13 protein-coding genes are annotated in these 18,909 nt (G+C 69.1%); 3 read left to right on the top strand and 10 right to left on the bottom strand.

Annotated features, from left to right (window positions below; all coding sequences use genetic code 11):
• Nucleotides 1-12 precede the first annotated feature (12 nt).
• On the bottom strand, nt 13-1,176 hold the full coding sequence (locus VHC63_14520) for a hypothetical protein (protein HVV37820.1): 1,164 nt from the start codon (nt 1,174-1,176) through the stop codon (nt 13-15).
• A gap of 38 nt (nt 1,177-1,214) precedes the next feature.
• Nucleotides 1,215-2,450 carry a GAF domain-containing sensor histidine kinase gene (locus VHC63_14515; protein HVV37819.1) on the bottom strand — a complete coding sequence of 412 codons (1,236 nt, stop codon included), beginning with the start codon at nt 2,448-2,450 and terminating at the stop codon, nt 1,215-1,217.
• A 90-nt stretch (nt 2,451-2,540) separates the two neighbouring features.
• Between VHC63_14515 and VHC63_14510 the strand changes: the two genes are divergently transcribed.
• The 3 genes from VHC63_14510 to VHC63_14500 are packed head-to-tail and all read left to right on the top strand — an operon-like array spanning nt 2,541 to nt 5,043.
• Nucleotides 2,541-3,404 carry a fructosamine kinase family protein gene (locus VHC63_14510; GenBank protein HVV37818.1) on the top strand — a complete coding sequence of 288 codons (864 nt, stop codon included), beginning with the start codon at nt 2,541-2,543 and terminating at the stop codon, nt 3,402-3,404.
• Nucleotides 3,405-3,417: 13 nt separating this feature from the next.
• Nucleotides 3,418-4,638, top strand: coding sequence for an MFS transporter (locus VHC63_14505; protein ID HVV37817.1), 1,221 nt, complete (start codon nt 3,418-3,420; stop codon nt 4,636-4,638).
• Between the two features lie 9 nt (nt 4,639-4,647).
• Nucleotides 4,648-5,043 (top strand): hypothetical protein, encoded by a 396-nt coding sequence (locus tag VHC63_14500; protein HVV37816.1) that lies wholly within the window; start codon nt 4,648-4,650, stop codon nt 5,041-5,043.
• Here VHC63_14500 and VHC63_14495 read toward each other — a convergent pair.
• The 8 genes from VHC63_14495 to glgX are packed head-to-tail and all read right to left on the bottom strand — an operon-like array spanning nt 4,996 to nt 18,874.
• A complete protein-coding gene (locus VHC63_14495; protein HVV37815.1) occupies nt 4,996-6,444 on the bottom strand; it encodes a 4-alpha-glucanotransferase in 1,449 nt (482 codons plus the stop codon). The two genes, VHC63_14500 and VHC63_14495, sit on opposite strands and share 48 nt — an antisense overlap.
• Entirely contained in the window at nt 6,369-8,546 is a 2,178-nt protein-coding gene (gene glgB / locus VHC63_14490) for a 1,4-alpha-glucan branching protein GlgB (protein ID HVV37814.1), read from the bottom strand. The genes VHC63_14495 and glgB overlap by 76 nt, the downstream gene beginning before the upstream one ends.
• A complete protein-coding gene (locus VHC63_14485) occupies nt 8,543-9,688 on the bottom strand; it encodes a hypothetical protein (GenBank protein HVV37813.1) in 1,146 nt (381 codons plus the stop codon). Before VHC63_14485 ends, glgB begins: the two co-directional genes overlap by 4 nt.
• Nucleotides 9,685-11,370: a maltose alpha-D-glucosyltransferase gene (gene treS, locus VHC63_14480; protein ID HVV37812.1), complete on the bottom strand. Its 1,686-nt coding sequence runs from the start codon at nt 11,368-11,370 to the stop codon at nt 9,685-9,687. The genes VHC63_14485 and treS overlap by 4 nt, the downstream gene beginning before the upstream one ends.
• Complete coding sequence (locus VHC63_14475) at nt 11,367-13,292, bottom strand: alpha-1,4-glucan--maltose-1-phosphate maltosyltransferase (GenBank protein HVV37811.1); 1,926 nt, start codon at nt 13,290-13,292, stop codon at nt 11,367-11,369. Before VHC63_14475 ends, treS begins: the two co-directional genes overlap by 4 nt.
• The gene (locus tag VHC63_14470; protein ID HVV37810.1) at nt 13,292-14,809 is read right to left on the bottom strand and encodes an alpha-amylase family glycosyl hydrolase; all 1,518 of its coding nucleotides are present in this window, start codon (nt 14,807-14,809) and stop codon (nt 13,292-13,294) included. Before VHC63_14470 ends, VHC63_14475 begins: the two co-directional genes overlap by 1 nt.
• The gene (gene treY / locus VHC63_14465) at nt 14,806-16,776 is read right to left on the bottom strand and encodes a malto-oligosyltrehalose synthase (protein HVV37809.1); all 1,971 of its coding nucleotides are present in this window, start codon (nt 16,774-16,776) and stop codon (nt 14,806-14,808) included. Before treY ends, VHC63_14470 begins: the two co-directional genes overlap by 4 nt.
• Nucleotides 16,760-18,874 (bottom strand): glycogen debranching protein GlgX, encoded by a 2,115-nt coding sequence (gene glgX, locus VHC63_14460; protein HVV37808.1) that lies wholly within the window; start codon nt 18,872-18,874, stop codon nt 16,760-16,762. The genes treY and glgX overlap by 17 nt, the downstream gene beginning before the upstream one ends.
• Nucleotides 18,875-18,909: the final 35 nt, after the last annotated feature.

Genomic DNA, 18,909 nt, shown 5'->3' with positions numbered 1-18,909 from the left:
GCTGTCCGGCGGCTAAGGCGCGGTCGCCACCGCGGCGCCGTAGGAGTCGTAGGAGCGGCCGTTCTCAGCCGCCAACTTCTGACCGGCGCTGAGCTGATACGGGCTGATGCCGCCCACATCCCACGGCCCGACTGATCCGGCGGCACACGCGTCGCCCGACTTGGCCGGAATGGCGAAGCGGGTGCGCGCCTCGTCGAGGGTCAGCGCGGCGACGTCGAACCAGTCGATGCGCAGGAAGTCGACGCTGTGCGATCCCGTGACGGTGTCGTGGCACTCGGCGCCGCGACGCATGGCGTCGGCGAGTCGGATGGCGACCGACTCGTTGCGCGACAGGTGCCCGCGATCGGCGTCGAACAAGCCGGCGCCGTGCTTGAGCGCTCCGGTCTCGAACAGTGAGACGACCATCGCGAGTAGCGAGAAGGCGTGCATGTCGTCATTGGCGCGGGCGATGAAGCCGAACACTTCGAGTTCGGACTCGACGGTCGTGCCGTAGTCGGCGAGCACATGCACCCAGTCGTGCTGGGCCAGCAGCGGCGGCGCGGACCCCGGCCGGCCCGGGAACTGGAAGCCGCGGGCCTGGTACATCTCCCACACACCGCGGCCGAGCGTGCCACCCGGCAGCTGTTCGAGCGCCGCCCAGCGGGCGGCCAAACCGGGGTCGTCGACGTCTTCGGCCCACGGCGACTCCAGCGCGGCGGCGGTATGCAACTCGGCGGCCGCGTCGGGATGCCACGTTTCGACGTAGCCGTTGCGGTCGAAGTCCTTGGCAGCGAGCGCGTACGCGTGCTTGCCGAAGTCGTGGGCGACACGCGCCATGCCGTCGTCCACGCACAGCTCCGCGGCGAAGGCGTCGATCCGGTCGGCGACGTCCTTCGGCAACGGGCGCAACACGAGCGCCGTCAGCAGGATCACCTGCACCATGCGTTCGCGGGTGGCGAGGTTTCGGTGCGCGAGCAGCCGCGCGAACTCCGCGGGTGTGGTCGGCCGCGGTGTGCTCACGTCGACGACGCGGCTCGTCATCTCCTTGAACAACGCCTCGATCAGGACGCGCTGGAGGTGCGTGAGCCCGCTGGGCGGAGCCGCGGCGGACGCGACGCCGTCGGCAAGGGCTTGCGCCTCCTCGGTCGTCGGCAGGCCGTGGACCGCTGCGTCGTCGGGCGGCACTGGAACGGGCACGCCGCGACTTTCGCGCGTCTGCCGGGTCAGCGCCGGAGCTACGCGGGCGGAGGCGGCAAGCTGAGCGTGAACTGCGCCCCGCCTTCGGGGCCCTCTCCAACGGTGACAGCACCGCGGTGCTTCTCCATCACGCGGTCGACCAGCGCCAAGCCGAGGCCGAACCCGTCGGCTCCATCCCGCCCGGACTTGCCCCGCGTGAACATGGCGAAGATGGTGTCGCGTTCGGCCGCGGAGACGCCCGCACCGTTATCCGAAATCGCCAGGGTCACCCAGCCGTCGTCGTGGCATGCACCTTCGACGATCACGTGGGGGGCGACCGGGTCGCCGTAGTTGATCGCGTTGGCGATGACGTTCTGCACAGCGCGCTCGAGCAGCGGTTCGTTGCCGAACGTGCTGGGTAGCGGGGACCGCACCGTCACCACCGCGTGGCGCTGCTTGATCAGGGCGTCGAGGTCGGCGCAGGCACGGGCGACGACCGTGTCGAGATCCACTCGCTCGCGATGCATGTCGGCTTGGGCGACCGTGCTGTATTCGAGGATGGCGCTCACGAGTTCCGTCATGCGCTGATGCGCGGCTTGCGCCTCTTCGAGCGCTTCGATGCCCTCTTCGGTCAGGTTGTCGCCGTCGGTGCGTAGCGCCAGCTCGACGTAGGCGCCAGCGGTGAGCAGCGGGTTGCGCAGATCGTGCGCCGCGAGGTGCGCGAACGCCTTGAGATCGCGATTCGCCGCGGCCAACTCCGCCGTGCGCTCCTGCACGCGCTGCTCGAGCGAGGTGAGCACCCGCACGCTTTCGATGGCGACCGCCGTCGAATCAGCGAGCGCCTGGAGTACGTCGAGTTCGCTCTCCGTAGCGACGTGGTTGTCGGCCCAGTACGTACCGATGGCGGCCACCGACTCTTCGGCACGGACCGGAGTCATCACCAGGCTGCGGACGAAGGTCGGCCGGTACGCGTCATGCGGGATGCGATCGTCGAGGTAGATGTCGGGGATGACGACCTGCTGCGCGTGCAGCATCGACCAGCCGCTGATGCAGGCTTCGAGCGGGAATCGTTGACCGCGCCACAGCGGCGCGATCGCGTCCTCGTCGACGTAAAAGCAGCAGCCTTCGTCGCGCAACACGAACGTGGCGCCGTCGGCGTCCACCAGTTCGCGCGCGGCATGGCGCACAACCTCGACGATGTCGTCCATGCGACGCGCCGACGCGAGCGCCCGCACCGCGATGATCAGGCGATCAGCGGCGAGACGGTCAGCACCCTCGGCGAATGTCAACGCCATCGGTGCTCCATCGACCAAGTTCATGCTCGACTTGAACACCGTGGCAGTTGTGGAGCAAACGTTGAGCCTTCGGTGATCTAGAACTACGGCGTGCTCGCTGACGCCATCGGCGCCGCGCTCGACGCCGAGGTGGTCGAGATGGTCTCGCTGCGCGGCGGCGACGTCGCCGACAGCTACCGCGTGACGTTGGCCGACGGCACCGTTGTGTTCGCCAAGACGCACCGGGCCCCACCGCCGGGTTTCTTCACGACCGAGGCCGCCGGTCTGCGCTGGTTACGCGAGGCCGACGCGCTGCCCGTCCCCGCCGTGCTCGCCGTCGACGACGGCGGCACCGACGCCTCGCCGCCGATGCTCGTGCTCGAGTGGATCGAGGAGCGCACCCGGCGTCCGGACGACTACGCGTTCGGGCACCAACTCGCGGCGCTCCATCGCGCCGGGGCAACGTGCTTCGGACGTGAGGACCGGCGCACCACGGGTAGCCGCGCGCTGCCAAACGAACCGTGCGGGTCCTGGGCCGAGTTCTACGCCACGCAACGGCTCGCGCCAATCGCGCGCATCGTGCGCGCCACCACCCACCTCGACGCTGCGCTGGCGACCCGTCTCGACGCCGTCGCGATGCGCATGCCCGAACTCGCCGGGCCCGCGGAACCACCGGCGCGCCTGCACGGTGACCTGTGGGCCGGCAACCGCTTGGTCGACACCGCCGGCAGGTCGTGGCTGATCGACCCGGCGTGCTTCGGCGGTCACCGCGAGTTCGACCTCGCGATGATGCGCCTCTTCGGCGGTTTCGCCGACGCCGCCTTCGACGCCTACAACGACGCGCTCCCGCTCGCAGAGGGGTGGAAGGCGCGCGTGGCGCTGCATCAGCTGGCGCCGCTGGCCATCCACGCCGTCAAATTCGGCGGCGGCTACGTGGCCGGAATTGATCGAGCGCTGCGCTCCCTCGGGGCGTAGGTTCGGCGGTCCGATGCCGGGCCTACTCATCGACACCGGACCGCTGCGCGTGTCGCGCGACTTCCGGCTCCTGTTCATCGGCCAAGCCATCTCGTATCTCGGCGGCATGATCACGATGGCGGCGCTGCCCTACCAGGTGTTCCACGCCACCAATTCGTCGGTCGACGTGGGACTGCTCGGGTTGGCGCAGCTCGGACCGATGCTGGTGTGCGGTCTGCTCGGCGGTGCGCTCGCCGACGCCATCGACAAGCGCACGCTGCTGCTTGTCCTCGGCGTCTCGGCGATGGCGACGTCCGGGTTACTGGCGCTCAACGCCGCGCTGTCCCACCCCCAGATCTGGGCGATCTACGTGCTCGGCGTCGCCAGCACGTCGATCGGGGCACTCCTGTTCCCCGTCATGCGGTCGCTGTTGCCACTGCTGCTCGAGCCCGACCAGCGGCCGGCGGCGTTCACCCTCCAGGCGACGTACGGCTCGTTCGGGATGATGGCGGGACCCGCCGTCGGTGGGTTGCTCATCGGCGCGTTCGGCCTCAAGTCGGCGTACGCCGTCGACGTCGTCACCTACGTCGTGGCGCTGTTCGTGTACACGCGCATCGCGCCGTCGCCGCCCGTGGCCGTCGTCGGCGCGAGCCGTACGTCGATCGTCGAAGGGCTCCGCTTCCTGCGCGGCCACTCGCTGGTCATGAGCATCTTCGGCATCGACCTGCTGGCGATGATCTTCGGCATGCCGCGGGCGCTGTTCCCGGCGCTGAGCGAGCGCCTCGGGGGCGGTCCGCTGCTGTATGGCCTGTTGCTGTCGTCGGTCGCCGCCGGTGCCTTCGTGGCGTCGCTCACGAGTGGATGGACGGCGCGCATTCGGCGCTACGGCCGCGCCGTCGTGCTGTCGGTGTGTGGCTGGGGCGCGGCCATCGCCGTCGCCGGGTTGGTCCGGACGCCCGCGATCGTGCTGCTGGCCCTCCTCGTCGCCGGCGGCGCCGACATGATCTCGGGTGTCTACCGCTCGACCATCGCCGCCGCCGTCACACCCGACGAGTTGCGCGGCCGCGTGAGCGGCGTCGAGTTCGCGGTCTACGCCGGCGGACCGGTGCTCGGCGACGTCGAAGCCGGCGTCGTGGGCGGACTCGTGAGCGTGCCCTTCGCCATCGTGTCGGGTGGTATCGCCTGCGTCGTCGCGGCAATTGCCTTCGGTGGACTCGTCCCCGGCTTCGCCTCCTACGTCGCCGACAGCCCCTAGGGTCGAGCGATGGCACTGCGGTACGACGAGCGACCGGACGACAACACGCCGATCTCGACCGCCGAGTTGCCCGCCACGCCGGTGCGCGACCGCAACATCAAGGCGACGGCGTGGATCGAGGCGCCGCCCGAACTGCTCCACCTCGGCGACGACCTGCCGGGCACGCCCGTGGCCGACTACAAGCGGCGCATCGGCGACTGGCTGCTGTGGCGATCGGGTCCGGCGAGCGGCGGTGACGCGCGCTACTTCGCCACCGACCTCACGCGGCAGGTGACGCTGCGCCTGTACCCCGATGGTTCGGCCGACGGGTTCGGCCCGGACGGCTCGCACCACACCCGGTTCCGCTCGTGGAAACAGTCACTGCTCGGCAAAGCGAGCGGCGAGCCCCTCGACGGGGACGGGTAGCCGCCGCGACCAGTTCCACGGATCGTCGGTGCCGGGACGGTTCGGCTGGTCGGTCATCGCCAGCACGTCTTCGGCGGTGAAGACGACGAGCACCGAGTTGGCATTGCGCAGCCGCGCGTGCACCGCGTCGACGTCCTCGCCCTTCGCCGCGAGCGTCGGCAGGTCATGGGTACCCGCCGACGCCAGCGAGAGGCGCGGCCACGCGCGCGGCGCGTCGTCTTCGAACGACAGCACCTTGTAGGACAGGATGCCGCGCGCCACCAGCGCTTCGCGCACCCCGGGCTCGACCGTGCCGAGATCCTCGCCCACCACGAACACGCCGTGGCGCTGGCTCACCGTGGCGACGACGTCGAGCAGTTCGGTCGCCGGGTAGCGCACGTACACGCCGTCGGCCGGCCCGGCGCCCTCGGGAATCCAGAACAGCCGGAACAGGCCCATCACGTGGTCGATGCGCAGTCCCGCACCGTGGGCCGCCGCCGCCTCGAGCGCGGCTTCGATCGGGCGGTAGTTCACCGCCGCGAGCTTGTCGGGCACGAACGGCGGCAGGCCCCAGTCTTGGCCCGCGGTGTTGAACTCGTCGGGCGGCGCGCCGATGTGCCAGCCGCTCGCCAGTTGCCCGCGCCACATCCACGCGTCGGCACCCGCGGGATCGAAGCCCACCGCGATGTCGTGCACGAGACTGGCGCCGGCGGCCGCGGCGGCGCGCAACTGCTCGTCGATGCGCCACTGGATCCACTGCTGAAACCGGACGTTGTGCGGGTCGACGAACGTCGCGTAGCGCATGAGGTCGTCGCCCTCGAGGGCGCAGTAGCTCTCGAAGGCGGGGTCACCGGCAAAGGCAACGAACTCCGCCTCGAGCGCCGCGAGCTTGGCGCGCCACACGGCGTCGCGGTCGATCGGCGTCGCCGGATCGTTCGGCAGACGCAAGCCGTCGACGCGCAGGTGCAACGGATTGCGGTACTGGCGCGAGCTCGGAAAGTACGGGCTCGCCGACTGCGGAAAACCCGGCGCCGGCGCGTGCAGCGGGCTCAGCAGCAGGAAGTCGGCGCCGCTGGTTCGCGCCAGCGACGCCACGTCGGCGAGATCGCCGATACCGGCGCTGCGCTCCGACCACAGCGAGTACACCTGCACCGCCAGGCCGAGGCGCCGCTCGCCGGGAACAACGCAGCGGCGCGCGTAGCGCGGCGACGCGTTGGCAATCTCGTAGGCCGCTTCGTTCGCCGGATGCTCGTCGACCAGGTCGCGCACGAGCTTGAGCGTGTCGGGGTTGACGTCGCGCCACTCACCCTTCCAGTCCCGGTAGCGCGGCTCGACGATCACCGCCGTCAGGTGGTCGGCGCGAACCAGCAGACGCCGAGCGGCGGCAGCGTGAAGCCCGCCGAGTACGCCAGCCCGTGCCACGGTGCATCGTCGGCAATGACGGAGCCGTTCAGTACGCCGCTGCCGCCGAAGCGGGTGTCGTCGGTGTTGACGACCTCGACCCACTCGCCGCCCTGCGGCAAGCCGACGCGGTAGTCGTGGTGCACCACCGGCGACAGATTGGCGATGCACACGACGGGGCGGGCGTCGTCTCCGCCCACTCGCATGAACGACAGCACGTTGTTGTCGACGTCGCTGGCGTCGATCCAGCGGAAGCCCGCCTCGTCGACGTCGCGCTGGTGCAGCGCCGGTTCGCGCCGGAAGACCTCGTTGAGCGTGCCGACGAGGGCCTGTACGCCCGCGTGCTCCGGCAGGTTGAGCAGGTGCCAGTCGATGCTGCGGTCGTGGGACCACTCGCGTTCCTGCGCGATCTCGCCGCCCATGAACAGCAGCTTCTTGCCGGGGTGCGCCCACATCCAGCCGTACAGCGCCCGCAGGTTCGCCAGCTGCTGCCAGCGATCGCCCGGCATCTTGTTGAGCAGCGAGCCCTTGCCGTGCACGACTTCGTCGTGGCTCAGCGGCAGCACGAAGTTCTCGCTGAAGGCGTACAGCAGCCCGAAGGTGAGCTGGTTGTGGTGATAGCGCCGATGGATCGGATCCTTCGAGAAGTACGTGAGCGTGTCGTGCATCCAGCCCATATTCCACTTGAAGGTGAAGCCGAGCCCGCCCAAATACGTGGGCCGTGACACCGACGGCCACGCCGTCGACTCTTCGGCGATCACCATGGCACCGGGGTGCTGGCCGTGCACGAGCTCGTTGACCTCGCGCAGGAAGTCGATGGCCTCGAGGTTCTCCCGACCACCGTGGCGGTTGGGCAGCCACTCGCCGTCCTTACGCGAGTAGTCGAGGTACAGCATCGACGCGACGGCGTCGACGCGCAGCCCGTCGACGTGGAACTCCTGGCACCAATACAGCGCGTTGGCCACGAGGAAGTTGCGCACTTCGTGGCGGCCGAAGTTGAACACCAACGTGCCCCAGTCGGGGTGCGCGCCCCGGCGCGGGTCGGCGTGCTCGTACAGCGCGGTGCCGTCGAAGTTGGCCAGCGCCCAGTCGTCGCGGGGGAAGTGCGCCGGCACCCAGTCGACGATGACGCCGAGGCCGCGCTGGTGCAGCGTGTCGACGAAGGCGCGGAAGTCGTCGGGCTCGCCGAAGCGCGACGTGGGCGCGTAGTACGACGTGACCTGGTAGCCCCACGACCCACCGAAGGGGTGCTCGGCGACAGGCAGTAGTTCGACGTGGGAGAACCCGAGCGACAGCGCGTGATCGGCGAGCGCGTCCGCCGCCTCGCGGTAGCTGAGCGGGCGGTCGCCCTCTTCAGGGCAGCGCCGCCACGATCCGAGATGCACCTCGTAGGTCGAGATCGGCGCGTGCAGGCGGTCCCACCCGCGGCGCTGCTGCATCCAGTCCTCGTCGTGCCACTCGTGGGCGCTGGCGTACACGCGGCTGGCGGTTCCGGGCGGCAACTCCGTGGCCGTCGCCATGGGGTCGGCCTTCGGGCGGCGCTGGCCCCAGGCGTCGACGACGACGTACTTGTAGTGATCGCCGCTGCCGGCGTGAGGAACGAACAGCTCCCACACGCCCGACGAGCCGAGTTGGCGCATTGGATGGACGCGGTCGTCCCAGCTGTTGAAGTCGCCCACCACGCGCACGCTGCGGGCGTTGGGCGCCCACACGGCGAAGGCCGTCCCCGTCACGCCCTGATGCTGCATAGGCCGGGCGCCGAGCACCCGCCACAGCGCGTGATGCCGCCCCTCACCGAAAAGGTGCAAGTCGAGCTCGCCGATGGTGGGCCAGAAGCGGTACGGGTCCTCGACGGTGAACGACGCGCCGTCGCGCCGCGTGATCCGCAGTTGGTAGTCGGGCACCTGCGGGCCGGGCAGGGCCGCTTCGTAGAGGCCGTCGGGCTGCACCGGGCGCGCTGCGGTGACACCCTCGGCCGTCACGATGTCGACGGCAGTGGCGTCGGGGCGCAGCACGCGCACGATTACCTGGTTGCCCTCGGCGTGCGGGCCGAGCACGCGGTGGGGATCGCGGTGTTCACCGCGTGTCACCCGCGCCAGTTCGTCGCTGACGGTGACGGTCATGCCACACGCAGCCGCGCCACGGCGGCCTCCGGAATCTCGACCCACGCCGGGCGGTGCGCCCGCTCGTAGGCAACTTCGTACAGGGCCTTTTCCAATTCGAACGCCTCCATCAACGCAACGGCATCGGCGTGGTTGCGCGGCACGAGGTCGTGGCCGTGGATCGCTTCCCAGTAGCTCTCCAGGAACTCGACGCGGTTGTGCCGTTCCCACGCGCGCGCCAAGCCGCGTACGTCTTCGTCTTGCTCGCGCGCCGCGATCGACGCCGCGTAATCAAACGAGCGCACCATCCCGGCCACGTCTTTGAGCGGCGAGTTCGGGGCGATGCGCTCGATCTCGCGGCGCGCGGGCTCGCCTTCGAAGTCGCACACGAACCAGGACTCGTCGGTGCGCATCACCTGACCGAGGTGATAATCGCCATGCACGCGGATCAGCGCGCCACCGTCTTCGAGCACGGCGAGCTTCGACGCCGTCTCGCCACCGGCCACCGATTTCGCCAGGAGTTCGGCGTTGGCGCGCTCGGTACCGAACGCGTCGGCGAGGGCGACGTGCATCTCAGCGGTGATGGCGCCGAGCCGGCGGGCGTCGGGGGCGAAGTCGCCGCCGGCGGACTCAGGTTCGGCGCCTTCGGCGAACAACTGGCGCAGCGACGTAAGCGCCAGCGTCCAGCCGTCGGTGGCGCCGGCGAGGAACGGTTGCAGCACGGCGAGGTCGCGCCCGTCGCGCTGCCAACGCGCCAGCACGTCGGGCACGTGGGCGAAGCCGACGCGGCGCAGCGCCTGGGGGACGTCGACGTCGGGGTTCGGCCCGTCGCCCACCTTGCGGAACAACTTGAGCAGCACACGTTCGTCGAACACGAACGAGGTGTTGGACTGCTCGGCCGCGAGGTGCCGCACCGACGACACCCGCTCGTCGGGCGCGACGACGTGGAGCAACGCGTACGCGTCGTTCACGTTGTCGTCGACCTCGACGCCGTCGGGGTCGACCACGAGTTGATAGCGGTGGCCGTCGCTCGCCACGAACACTTGGGTCAGCGGCGGGTCGCCGGCCAACTCCGTGCGCGCGAGCACCTCGGCGGTCGCGGCGTTGCCGGCGAACCACCGGCGACCGTCAAGCAGTTCGCGGACGCGCTCGTCGGAGATCACTGTTCTTCGCCCGGACACAGTTGGAACCAAAAGAACCCGTGCGGCGGCAGGGTGATGAAGTACGGCAACTCACCGATGCGCGGGAATGGCACGCGGCCAAGCAGTTCGACGGGCGCGTAGCCGTCGAAGCGCTGGAGCGGCAGCTCGACGGGTTGCGCCCGCGACGAGAGATTGTTCACACACAGCACGACGTCGTTCTCGTGCTCACGGATGAACGCCAGCACCGAGGGGTTGTCGCAGTGGACGATGTCGAACGAGCCGACGCCGAACAACGGATGCTGCTTGCGGACCGCGATCATGCGGCGCATCCAATGCAGCAACGACGACGGGTTCTTCATCTGGGCTTCGACGTTGCACGCCTGGTACCCGTAGACCGAATCCATAAGCGGGGGCAGGTACAGCTGGGCGAAGTCGGCGCGGCTGAAGCCGCCGTTGCGGTCAGGCGACCACTGCATCGGCGTGCGCACCGAGTCGCGATCGCCGAGGTAGATGTTGTCGCCCATCCCGAGTTCGTCGCCGTAGTACAGGACGGGACTGCCGGGGAGGCTGAAGAGCAGCGCGTGCAACAACTCGGCGAGGTTGTCGTTGTTGTCCACGAGCGGCGCCAGGCGGCGGCGAATGCCGATGTTCACCTTCATGCGCGGGTCTTTGGCGTACTCGGCGTACATGTAGTCGCGCTCTTCGTCGGTGACCATCTCCAGGGTCAACTCGTCGTGGTTACGCAGGAAAATGCCCCACTGGCAGCCCGCAGGAATGTCAGGCGTCTGCGCCAGGATCTCCGTGATCGGATAGCGCTGCTCGCGCCGTACGGCCATGAAGATGCGGGGCATGACCGGGAAGTGGAACGCCATGTGGCACTCGTCGCCGTCGCCGAAGTAGTCGACGACGTCGGCGGGCCACTGGTTCGCCTCGGCCAGCAACACGCGGTCGGGGTACAGCGCGTCGACTTCCTTGCGGACCTGTTTCAGGTACTCGTGCGTCTCGGGCAGGTTCTCGCCGTTGGTGCCGTCGCGCTCGAACAGGTACGGCACGGCGTCGAGGCGGAAGCCGTCGAGGCCGCGGTCGAGCCAGAAGCGCAACACGTCGAACATCGCCGCCTGCACATCGAGGTTGTCGTAGTTCAGGTCCGGCTGATGGCTGAAGAAGCGGTGCCAGTAGTACTGACCGCGGCGCGCGTCCCACGACCAGTTCGACGGCTCGGTGTCGACGAAGATCACCCGTGCTTCGGACCAGCGCGTGTCCTCGTCGTTCCACACGTACCAGTCGGCCTTCGGGTTGACTCGGCCTTGCCGCGACTCCTGAAACCACGGGTGCTGATCGCTGGTGTGGTTCATGACGAGGTCGGCGATGATGCGGATGCCGCGCCGATGCGCCTGCTCGATCAACTCGCTCACGTCGTCGATGTCGCCGTACTCGGGCAGGACCGAGAAAAAGTCGCTGATGTCGTAGCCGCCGTCGCGCAGCGGCGACTTGTAGAACGGCAACAGCCACAGGCAGTCCACGCCGAGCCACTCGATGTAGTCGAGCTTCTCGATGAGGCCGCGCAGATCGCCGGTGCCGTCGGCGTTGCCGTCGTAGAAGCCGCGAGTGAGCACTTCGTAGAAGACGGCGCGTTGGTACCAGGTGGGATCGCGGGGCGGCATCACCAGCGACAGCTGGGTGGCGTGATCGGTCGCGGTCACGGATGCGCCTCGCGAATGTGGAGGATGTGCGCCGGCTCGGCCGGCGACAAGCGCACGTACGGGTTGGCGCCGTACCAGACAAAGGTGGTGTCGGTGATCTCGTCGTGGGCCTCATAACGCCCGCGGTCGCCGACGCCGAGGGCCCACACGTCGAGGCCCAGCGTGTCCTCCTGCGGGTTGTGGGGGTCGAGGTTGACGACGACGAGCACGACGTCACTGCCGTCAGCCGTCGCCTTCGAGTACACGAGCATCTCGTCGTTGCCGCTGTGGTGAAAGGTGACGTTGTCGAGCTCGGTCAGCGCTGGGTGGTGTCGGCGGATCTCGTTGAGCCGCGTCAGGAACGGCGCCAGCGAGTCCGGTCGGTCGAAGTCTCGGTGCTTGATCTCGTACTTCTCCGAATGCAGGAACTCTTCGTTGCCGTCGGAGAATGGTTCGTTCTCACACAGTTCGTACCCGCTGTAGACGCCGTAGGACGGGCTCAGCGTCGCCGCCAGCACCAGGCGTTGCTTGAACACACCGGGATGACCGTTGCGCAGCGGCCCACTGAGGATGTCGGGCGTCGTCGGCCAGAAGTTCGGGCGCATGTAATCGACCGTCGGGCCGTACGCGAGTTCCTCGACGTAGTCGCGCAACTCGTGCTTCGACGTCCGCCACGTGAAGTACGTATAGCTCTGGCTGAAGCCGACTTCGGCGAGCTTGGCCATCATCTTCGGCCGCGTGAACGCCTCGGACAGGAAGACGATGTCGGGGTGGTCGGCGTGCACCTGGGCGATCAGCCACTCCCAGAACGTGAGGGGTTTCGTGTGCGGGTTGTCGACGCGGAAGATGCGCACGCCGTGGCCGATCCAGAAGTCGACGACTTCCTTGCATGCGTCCCACAGCGCCCGCCGGTCCGACTCCTCGTCGGGCCAGAAGTTGATCGGGTAGATGTCCTGGTACTTCTTCGGCGGGTTCTCGGCATACTGGATCGACCCATCGGGCCGCTGGTGGAACCACTCGGGGTGTTCCGCGACCCACGGATGATCCGGCGAGCACTGCAGGGCGTAGTCGAGCGCGACGTCGAGGTGCAGTTCGTCGGCGCGGGCTACGAAGGCGTCGAAGTCGGCGATGTCGCCCAGCGCGGGCTCGATCGCGGTGTGGCCGCCCGACGCGTTGCCGATGGCCCACGGGCTCCCGGGATCGGAGTCGTCGGGCGTCAGCGAGTTGTCGCGACCCTTGCGAAAGCTGCTGCCGATCGGGTGGACCGGCGGTAAGTACACCACGTCGAAGCCCATGGCGGCCACGGCGTCGAGGCGCGCCGTGGCGCCGCGCAAGCCGCCGTAGGAACGCGGAAACAGCTCGTACCACGCGCCCACCGCGGCGCGCTCGCGGTCGATCCACACGCGCTGGACCGGCGACTTGGTGGCGTCGCTGCCCGACAGCTCCGACAGCGCCCCGACGAGCTCGGGCGTGAGCGCCGCGTCGAATCGTTCCTGCGCCGGGCGCTGCGGGTCCCGCAGCGCTTCGAGGGCGTAGCGCACGTGCTCGCGGTCGACCCGGTGCAGCCGGCGCGTCCGGCTCTCGAGCAGGCGAGCCCCCTCTTCCAGTTCGAGATCGACGTCCGCGTTGGCGTGCAACTTCGCCGCGGTGTCGTGGCGCCACGTCCCAAAGGCGTCGGTCCACGCTTCGACGTAGAACTCGTGCAGCCCGAGTTCGGTCGGCTCGAGGCTGGCGGCCCAGGCGTCGTTCACTCCAGCCGCCATGGGCGTGACCTGCCACTTCTTGCTGCCCGCCACCCGCCATGCCACCCGCGCCGCCAGCACATGGTGGCCGTCGCGGAAGATGTCGGCCGACACGCGCAAGCGGCGGCCGACGACTCCCTTCGCCGGCAGACCGGTGGGCGTGCGTGGACGCACGTTGTCGACGACGATCCCGCGCTTCATCAGGGATGGCCGTACCCGCTGCCGCCGATCTCCAATGCGTTGTTCACCAGATCGACACGGACTTCGAGGCTGCCTCGATGCATCTCGAGGCGGTTCGGGGCCGGCGACGTAACCGTGACCGGCCCCGGGTTCGCTTTGCGTAGCGCGATGAGGTCACGGTGAAACGCCAGCATGCGGGCGTGCGGCGGCGTTTCACGCTCGTCCCATCGCAGCGCGGACGCGGCGAAGGTGTCGGGATTTTGTGGATCCGGGACGTCCTCGGGCTTCCAACCGAACGCGGCGAACTCGCTCCGGCGGCCGTCGCGCACCGCCTGCCCCAGCGCCGGGTTCTGGTGATCCGTGAAGTACTGGAACGGCGTCGACGCCGCCCACTCCTCGCCCATGAACAGCAGCGGCGTGAACGGGCCGAGCACTACGAGGGCGGCGGCGATCCGTTGCTTCTCTGGCCCGACAAGGTGGCACAGCCGCTCGCCGCGGGCACGATTGCCAATCTGGTCGTGGTTCTGGGCGAAGCCCACGAGGCGACTCGGGTCGACGTCGCCGACGGCTAGCGCGGCCACCAAGCGGTCGAGCGTGCCGAAGCCCTTGTAGTAGCCGCCCTGCTCGCCGGTGAGCAGCGAGTGCAACGCGTGGTGGAACGCGTCGAACCACTGGCCGTCGAGGCCATAGTCGTCGACCAAGCGCGGTTCGAGGGTTTCGTGCTCGGCGATCACGAGCTTGGGCGTGTCGAGGCCGTGCGCCGCGTCGGCCAGCTCCTCGAGAACGTGGGTCGGCGACTGGTCGTACAGTGCGTGCACCGCGTCGAGCCGCAGGCCGTCGACGGCGTAGTCGCGCAGCCACTGGAGCGCGTTGTCGACGATGAAGGCGCGGACTTCGGCGCTGCCGGGACCGTCGAGGTTCAGCGCCGGGCCCCACGGCGTCTCGTAACGGTCGGTGAAGTACGGGCCGAATGCCGGCAGGTAGTTCCCGTCTGGTCCGAGGTGGTTGTAGACGACGTCGAGGATGACGGCGAGACCGCGGCGGTGGCAGCCGTCGACGAAGGCGCGGAAACCCGCCGGGCCGCCGTAGTGCTCGTGCGGCGCGTAGAGGTCGACGCCGTCGTAGCCCCACCCGCGGGTGCCCGGAAAGGCGGCGATCGGCATCACCTCGACCGTCGTGACGCCGAGGTCGACCAGGTCGTCGAGCCGATCGATCGCGGACGTGAAGGTGCCACCTTCGGTGAAGGTCCCGACGTGGAGTTCGTAGACGATCGAGTCCGCCAGCGGCGGCGGCGTGAAGGACGGTGGCGGAACAAGCGTCACCACGGCCGAGGCATCGTGTACGCCGTCGGGCTGGCGCGCGCTGCGCGGGTCGGGCATCGGCGCGCCACCATCGAGCGCGAAGGTGTACCGGTCGCCGTCGCCGAGCTCACACGGCGCTTCCCACCACTCGCCCGCCCGCGTCATGGGTACGGGCGCGCCGTTGCGGTCGAGGACGACGCTCGACGCGTCCGGCGCCCACACCCGCGGGCGGGTCAACGGGTGAAGAGGGCTACGGGCGAGCCCTCGAGTCGGTTCGTCCACCCGCCTGCGGGCAGCGCCACCCGCGCCACGTCGGCACCGGGGCGCACCGGCACGACAACCACGACGTCGTCGCCGCGGGCGAAGGCCACCACGCCTTCGTCGCTTTCGATCGGGCGATACGCGCCAGCGAAGGCCTGCGGGAACGCACGGCGCGCTTCGAGCGCGGCGGCGATCACCGCCATCTTGGCCCAGCCGTCGCCGCCGCGACTCGCCAGCGTCCTGGCCCGCAGGTCGAAGTCGACCGGGCGACGGTTGTCGGGATCGACGAGCGACAGATCCCAGAACTCGGTGCCCTGGTACGTATCAGGCACGCCGGGCGCCGTCAGCCGCAGCAACGTCTGCGCCAGCGCGTTTACGTTTCCCGCCGGGGCCAGCGACTCGACCAGTTCAGGCAGCGCCGCGTCGCTCGCCGCGGCGCGCGCCGCGGCGTCGACGGCGCGCTCGTAGGCGTCGTCGGGCTCCCCCCACGACGTGTGCGTACCGGCCTCGCGCACTGCCTTGCGCATGTAGGCCGCCAACCGCTCCTCGTTGATCGGCCACGCGCCGACGACGGTCTGGAGCAAGAGATAGGCGGTCGGCCCGTCGATACCGTCGTGGCTGACCATCCACTTTGCGGCGTGGTCCGCCCACCAGCCGGGCCGCGCCGTGATCGCCGCCAGCCGGGCGCGCACGTCCTCGCCGCGCTTGGTGTCGTGCGTCGCCGTCGTGAGCATGCCGGCCGGATGCAATTCGGCCGCACGCGCGCACGCCGCGTGCCACTCCGCGACGGACACACCGAACGCGTCCGGGTTGCCACCCACTTCGTTGAGGGCCACGAAGCGGGTGTAGTCGTAGAAGGCGCGATCCTCGACGCCCTTCGCCATCGCCGGGCCGGTCAGCATCTGGAAGCGGTCAGCACCCTCGTCACCGCCGCCGACGCGCAGCAGCGCTCGTTCCACGCGGTCGATGGCGTCGACGCGGTCGGGCATCAGCGTCCGCACGCGAGCACACGTCGCCTCGATCACGGCGACGTCGGCGGGCGACACGTCACCGCGGCGCGTGTAGGTGCGGTACACCGGCCACTCGATCGCCAGTGCGCGAATCACGTCGGCCAGCGAGGCGTCGCCGAAGGCGCGCGCCACCCGGGCGACATCCTGGCGTAAGCCGGCATCGAGGGCGTGCGCCTTGCCGGCGCGCACGGCGTCGCTCCACGTGCGGCGGTCGCCGGTCAGGTCGACGTAGAGAGCGTCGAGTGCGGGGAGCGCGGCGGGGTCGACGAACAAGCCGAGCACCCGCGACGCGAATTCGTATCCCGTGGTGCCCGCAACCGGCCACGTACGGGGCAACGCCTCGTCGCCTTCAAGGATCTTCTCGACCACGACGTACCGCTCGGGGGCCATCGCCCGCAGCCGTTCGAGATACCCGCGCGGGTCGCGCAGTCCGTCGACGTGGTCGACCCGCATCCCTTCGACGGCCAGCTCGGCGATGCGCCGGTGCGTCAGCTGGAAGACGCGGGGCTCTTCCTGGCGCACCGCCGCGAGCTCGTCGTAGTCGAAGAAACGCCGGTACCTTCCCGTCTCCCGGTCGCGGTCGAACACGTACGCGTAGGCCGGATCGCGCCACCAGCGGTTGGCGTCGGCGGCGGCCATGTGGTTGGGCACGATGTCGACGAGCAAGCGCAGCCCGGCCGCGTCCACGGTGTCGCGCAGGTGGGCGAAGCCGTCGTCGCCGCCGAGCTCGGCGCGTACGCGCGTCGGATCGACGACGTCGTAGCCGTGCGTGCTACCGGGCCGCGCCTCGAAGATCGGCGACAGGTACACGTCGGTGATGCCGAGGGCAGCGAGATACGGCACGACCGACGCCGCGGCGGCGAAACCGAACGACGGCGTCAGCTGAAGGCGGTAGGTGGACGCCGCGCGGCGTTCGTCAGCGGTTGCGTTCATGCAGCAGCACCCGGAGGGAACGATCGGTCACGGTGACCGTCGTACCCGCCTTGTGCTCGCTGCCGGTATGGAAATTCACGCCGGGGTCAGCGGTGTCGACCACGGTGTGCCACGCGTCGCCGAAGCTGTCGTCGGGCAGCACGAAGTCGAGCGGGCCGTCGTGGGCGTTGAGCAACAGCAGCAGGCTGTCACCGCGTATCGGATCGCCGCGATCGTCAGGCTCGGTGATGTGCTCGCCGTTCAGGAACACGGCGACGGCGCGGGCGTAACCCTGCGACCAGTCGTCCTCGGACATCGGGTTCCCGTCGGGCCGGAACCAGGCAATGTCGGTGACGGCGACACCGTGGATTTGGCGGCCCTGGTACCAGCGTCGGCGCTGCAGGACGGGCTGCTCGCGCCGGAATCGGATGAGGCGGCGCACGAAATCGTGGAGATCGGCGTTGTCGCGCAGCAGGTTCCAGTCGAACCACGAGATCTCGTTGTCCTGGGCGTAGCCGTTGTTGTTGCCCTGCTGGGTGCGACCGAACTCGTCGCCGCCGAGCAACATCGGCACGCCCGCTGACAAGAACAGCGTGGCAAGGAAGTTGCGTTGCTGCTTGCGCCGCAGCGCGTTGATGGCGTCGTCGTCGGTCGGCCCCTCGACGCCATGGTTCCACGAACGGTTCGTGTTGTCGCCGTCGTTGTTGTCCTCGCCGTTCGCCTCGTTGTGCTTCTCGTTGTAACTGACGAGGTCCGCGAGGGTGAACCCGTCGTGGGCGGTTACGAAGTTCACCGACGCCGACGGGCGCCGTCCACCCCATTCGTACAGGTCGGAGCTGCCGGTGAGCCGGTACCCAAGCTCGCCGAGCTTCTGTTCGTCACCGCGCCAGTAGTCGCGGATCCAGTCGCGGTACTTGCCGTTCCACTCGGACCACATCGGCGGGAAGTTGCCCACCTGATAGCCACCCTCGCCGACGTCCCACGGCTCGGCGATGAGCTTCACGCGGCTCACGATCGGGTCCTGCTGGATGAGGTCGAAGAACGCGGACAGGCGGTCGACGTCGTGGAGTTCGCGGGCGAGCGTCGACGCGAGGTCGAAGCGGAACCCGTCGACGTGCATCTCGCTCACCCAGTAGCGCAGGCTGTCCATGATCAGCTGCAGCACGTGCGGGTTGCGCATGTTGAGGCTGTTGCCGCAGCCGGTGTAGTCGAGGTAGTACCGAGCGTCCTCGGGCGTGAGGCGGTAGTACGCCTCGTTGTCGTAGCCCTTGAACGCCAACACCGGCCCGAGGTGGTTGCCTTCGGCGGTGTGGTTGTAGACGACGTCGAGGATCACCTCGATGCCGGCGGCGTGCAGCGCTTTGACCATTAACTTGAACTCCTGCACCTGCTGGCCGCGCTGGCCGCTGGCGGAGTACGCGTTGTGCGGCGCGAAGTAGCCGATCGAGTTGTAGCCCCAGTAGTTGGTGAGGCCGCGCTCGAGGGTGGCTCCTTCGGGCACGAACTGATGGACGGGCAACAGCTCGACCGCGGTCACGCCGAGGTCCTGGAGGTACCGGATCACGGCGGGAGTGGCCAAGCCGGCGTAGGTGCCGCGCAGTTCCTCGGGCACGTCGGGGTGGAGCTGGGTCAGACCCTTGACGTGGGTCTCGTAGATGACCGTCTCGTGCAGCGGCGTGCGCGGGTGGCGGTCATTGTCCCAACTGAAGAACGGGTTGACCACGACCGAGCGCGGCACGAAGCGCGCACTGTCCGCGCGGTTCTGGCGCCGGCCCGTGGTGTCGTAACCGAACACGGCGCGGTTCCACGTGACCTGCCCCTCGATGGCTCGGGCGTACGGGTCGAGCAGGAGTTTGGCCGGGTTGCAGCGATGCCCCTGCGCCGGGTCGTGCGGTCCGTACACGCGGAACCCGTAGCGCTGGCCCGGCGCCACGCCGTAGAGGTAGCCGTGCCAGCAGTAGGCGTCGACCTCGGGGAGGACGTAGCGCGTTTCTTTGTTGTGCTCGTCGAATAGACACAGCTCGACGCGCTCGGCGACGCGGGAAAAGACGGAGAAGTTGGTGCCGGCCCCGTCGTAGCTCGCGCCAAGGGGATAGGGCAGTCCTGGTGCGACCCGCATGGCGGAGGAGGGTTACCCGTTTTTTTGGGGCGTAC

Source organism: Acidimicrobiales bacterium (assembly GCA_035546775.1).
Lineage (GTDB): Bacteria > Actinomycetota > Acidimicrobiia > Acidimicrobiales > JACCXE01 > JACCXE01.
Note: the sequence above shows the minus strand (reverse complement) of the source record. Positions and strands in the feature narration are given on the sequence as shown.

Excerpts from the sequence above, each read along its gene's own strand:
- VHC63_14515 (HVV37819.1), bottom strand. The coding sequence starts at position 2,450 with ATGGCGTTGACATTCGCCGAGGGTGCTGACCGTCTCGCCGCTGATCGC.
- VHC63_14505 (HVV37817.1), top strand. The coding sequence starts at position 3,418 with ATGCCGGGCCTACTCATCGACACCGGACCGCTGCGCGTGTCGCGCGAC.
- VHC63_14500 (HVV37816.1), top strand. The coding sequence starts at position 4,648 with ATGGCACTGCGGTACGACGAGCGACCGGACGACAACACGCCGATCTCG.
- glgB (HVV37814.1), bottom strand. The coding sequence starts at position 8,546 with ATGACCGTCACCGTCAGCGACGAACTGGCGCGGGTGACACGCGGTGAA.
- VHC63_14475 (HVV37811.1), bottom strand. The coding sequence starts at position 13,292 with ATGAAGCGCGGGATCGTCGTCGACAACGTGCGTCCACGCACGCCCACC.
- treY (HVV37809.1), bottom strand. The coding sequence starts at position 16,776 with ATGAACGCAACCGCTGACGAACGCCGCGCGGCGTCCACCTACCGCCTT.
- glgX (HVV37808.1), bottom strand. The coding sequence starts at position 18,874 with ATGCGGGTCGCACCAGGACTGCCCTATCCCCTTGGCGCGAGCTACGAC.